This window comes from Streptomyces sp. CO7 (assembly GCF_053474865.1).
Window position 1 is genome coordinate 219,100 of sequence record NZ_JBRIOU010000008.1, and the last position, 3,632, is coordinate 222,731.

The following is a 3,632-nucleotide window of genomic DNA, read 5'->3' on the forward strand; positions in this document are numbered from 1 at the left end:
GTGTACGGGAAGTAGACGACGTCCACCCCGACGGCCGCGAAGTCCTGCTCGAGCTTGTCCCCCTTGGACGTCCCCCGCCAGTCGTCGCCCTTGAAGATCACGTCGAAGCGGATCTGCTTCCAGGTCTCCACCTTGTCCGCGACGGTCTCCACGAAGGCGGCGTCCACGTACGTGATGTTCCGCACGATCTCCAGCCGCTCGATGAGCGGGATGACCGGACGGCGCCCCTTGGCCCGTTCGGCCATCTCGTCCGACACCACCCCGGCGACCAGGTAGTCGCACTGCTGCCGGGCATGCCGAAGGATGTTCAAGTGCCCGATGTGAAAGAGGTCGTAGGCACCAGGCGCGTACCCCACTCGGTACGGTCTGCGATTCGACACCTTGCGTTTCCCCCCTATGAGAACGCGTTCTGCCCCCCTGCGTCTGAATTGACAGTACCGTGCACCCTTCGGGTGGGACAGGTGAACGATTAGGGTGACAAACAGTTCGTTCGCCGCAAGGGGGGCCTGTGACGCGCAACGTGACTGAGCATCAGACCGGGGAGGGCCGAATACCCCGGCGCCGCCTGCTGCTCGTCTCCACCAACTACGCGCCGGAACACACCGGCATCGGACCGTACGCGACCCAGATCGCCGAGCACTGGGCGGCACGGGGACACGAGACGCATGTCCTCGCGGGCATGCCGCACTACCCGGCGTGGTCCGTGGACCCCGACTACCGGGGTCTGTGGCGGACGACCGAGGAGCGGGGCGGGGTGAGCGTGCACCGGCGGCGTCACCTGGTGCCGTCCCGGCAGACCGCCGTGCGACGCGCCCTGTTCGAGGCGACCGTGCTGGGCCACCAGCTGGTCGCCCCACCCCGGATGGGCCGCCCGGACGCCGTGCTGGCCCAGCTGCCGAGCCTGGCCGGCGGGGTCGTGGCGTCCCGGCTGGCGGCCCGCTGGAAGGTGCCCTTCGTCCCCGTGGTGCAGGACCTCATGGGGGCTGCGGCCGAGCAGAGCGGCATCTCCGGCGGCGACCGTGCGGCGAGCGCCGCGGCCGCGGTCGAGGGGCGCGTGCTGCGCGGCGCCACCCTGGTCGGCGTCATCCACGAGACCTTCGTCGAGCGGGTCGAGGCGCTGGGCGTGGAGCGCGACAGGATCCGCGTGGTGCCCAACTGGTCGCACGTCGCGGCCCCGTCGGGCGACCGGGAGGAGACCCGGGCCCGGCTCGGCTGGGGCACCGCCCCGGTGGTGCTGCACTCCGGGAACATGGGCCTCAAGCAGGGCCTGGAGGTCCTGGTGGGCGCCGCCCGCCTCGACCCGGAGGTCCGCTGGGTGCTGATGGGCGACGGCAACCAGCGCGCCGCGCTGCGGGAGCTGGCCGCGGGGGTGCCCAACGTCGAGTTCCTGCCGTCGGTGGGCAACGACGAGTTCCCCGACGTGCTGGCCGCCGCCGACGTGCTGGCGGTGACCCAGCGGGCGTCCGTGCTGGACATGAGCGTGCCCTCCAAGCTGACCTCCTACTTCGCGGCCGGCCGGCCGGTGGTGGCCTCGGTCGCGGACGGCGGAGGCACCGCCGAGGAGGTGCGGCGCTCCGGCGCGGGCGTGCTCGTGCCGCCGGAGGACCCGGCCGCGCTGCTGGCGGCGGTACGGAAACTGGACGCCGACCGGGCCGCGGCCGACGAACTGGGCGCGCGAGGTCCGCGTCACGTGGCCGCGCACCTGGGCCGCGAGGCCGGGCTGGCCCGTTACGACGCCCTGCTGGACGAGGTCCTGGCGGACCGGTCCGGCACGGCGACGGGGGAGCAGGAGAACGTGAGAGGGGCGGGAGCATGACCGAGGCCAACGGCGCACCGGCCGGACTGGTGCCGGTGCCGGAGGACGAGCCCGATCTGCTGCGGGACCAGTTCCTGCAGCTGATGCGCTATCCGCGGCTGATCGCGGGCGGCGTCCTGCTGGGCCTGCTGGGCGGCGCCTGGCTCGGGCTGAGCACCGCCGACACCTACGTGGCCACCAGCGACGTGAGGCTGCGGGTCGCCACCGACGACCCGTTCAGCGCCACCCAGTCGGCCTCCAAGCTCGACATGAACACCGAGCGGCAGGACGCGGGCAGCCGCCGCACGGCCGAGCGCGCCGCGGAGAAGCTGGGCATCGGCGGCCAGGAGGAGGCCTTCCTGTCGGGCCTCCAGGTCACCAACCCGCCGCAGTCGCAGGTCCTCCGGTTCAGCTACACCGCCGCCGACCCCCAGGAGGCGGCGCGCCGCGCCAACGCGGCGGTCGCCGCGTACCTGGCGGAGCGCCGCCAGGACACCGAGGCCACCCGGGACTCGATGATCAAGGGCCTGAAGAACCAGCTGAACCCGATCGCCAAGCAGCACGAGGAGCTCGCCAAGACCCTCACCAGCAACAGCCCGGAGTCGGACTTCAGCGTCAAGGCCAACCTGCTCAACAAGATCACCGAGCTGAACGACCGGATCAGCAAGCTGAACTCGCTCGACATGACGCCGGGCAAGGTGATCCGCAAGGCGACCCCGCCGACCGCCTCCGACGGTCCCGGCTGGACCCTGTCGCTGATCCTCGGCGGCACCGGCGGTCTGGCGCTGGGCCTGCTCTTCGCCTGGGTGCGCCTGGTCTTCGACCCGGCCGCCCGGTCGGAGGGCGACGTGGCCCGCGCGCTGCGCGCCCCGGTCCTCGGGGCGCTCCCCCGCACCGACCCCGACGGCCCGCTGCTGGCGGACGACCGCGACGACTCGCCGCTGGCCGAGGAGTACCGGTCGATCGCCTACCGGCTCGCCTACGACCGGCGGTTCGCCGACCGGCGCCGGCTGCTGGTGGCGGCCCCGCGCGGCTCCAGCCGGACGGCGGCCGCCGTCGCGGTCAACCTGGCGGCGACCTTCTCGGAGACCGGCAAGCGCGTCCTGGTCGTCGAGGCGGACCTGCGCCGCCCGTTCCTCACCCATGAGCTGGACGCGCGCGAGCTGTCCCGCCCGTCGTGGACCGACGAGAACGCGGGGGGCGCGGCCGACGAGGAGTGGCCGGGCCGACGTCGTCTGCTGGTCGACGCGGGCGAGTCCGGCGGCTTCGAGCTGGTCCCCGGCGCCCGGGTGCGCAACGTGGCCCGCTCGCTGACCTCCCCGGAGACCTCCCGCCTGGTCGCCGAGGCGGACGACGTGCACGCCACGGTGATCGTCCTGACCCCTCCGGTGTTCGCCTACGCCGACGCGCTCGCCCTGGTGGACCGCGTGGACGGCGTGCTGGTGGTCTGCGACCCGCGCGGCGTGCACCGCGCGCAGCTGGCCCGGCTGCGTGACCTGATCGTCGGCGCCGGCGGCACCGTGCTGGGCGCGGTGATGCACCGCGGACAGGACACCGAGCCGGTGCGGGACAACCGCGGCCGGGGCCGCAAGCAGAAGAAGGGGGCCGCGCGGCAGGAGCCCAGGGCCGCCGCCGAGCCCGCGCCGCGTCGCCGTGAGGAGCCCACCTACATCCGCCACGAGCACGACGACCAGCCGACGCTCGGGCTGCAGACGGTGTCCCTCCCGCCGGACCGCCAGTGACGGGGACACCCGTCGCCCGGACCCCTGAGACCCCAGAGCCCCCCGGGACCTCCGAGACCTCCGAGGCCTCCGGGTCCGAGGGCGGGGACGGGGAC

3 protein-coding genes are annotated in these 3,632 nt (G+C 73.6%); 2 read left to right on the forward strand and 1 reads right to left on the reverse strand.

The annotated features are described in order from the left end of the window. On the reverse strand, positions 1-380 hold a 380-nt coding region (locus ACOV8S_RS25920), incomplete at its 3' end, for an adenylyltransferase/cytidyltransferase family protein (RefSeq protein WP_448320656.1). A 140-nt stretch (positions 381-520) separates the two neighbouring features. Here ACOV8S_RS25920 and ACOV8S_RS25925 point away from each other — a divergent pair. Continuing rightward, positions 521-1,816 (forward strand): glycosyltransferase family 4 protein, encoded by a 1,296-nt coding sequence (locus ACOV8S_RS25925; protein WP_448320658.1) that lies wholly within the window; start codon positions 521-523, stop codon positions 1,814-1,816. After that, positions 1,813-3,537 (forward strand): lipopolysaccharide biosynthesis protein, encoded by a 1,725-nt coding sequence (locus ACOV8S_RS25930; RefSeq protein WP_448320659.1) that lies wholly within the window; start codon positions 1,813-1,815, stop codon positions 3,535-3,537. The genes ACOV8S_RS25925 and ACOV8S_RS25930 overlap by 4 nt, the downstream gene beginning before the upstream one ends. Positions 3,538-3,632 lie beyond the last annotated feature (95 nt).

What these genes read in the sequence shown, in the direction of transcription:
- ACOV8S_RS25930 (WP_448320659.1), top strand. Translation starts at nt 1,813, where the DNA reads ATGACCGAGGCCAACGGCGCACCGGCCGGACTGGTGCCGGTGCCGGAG.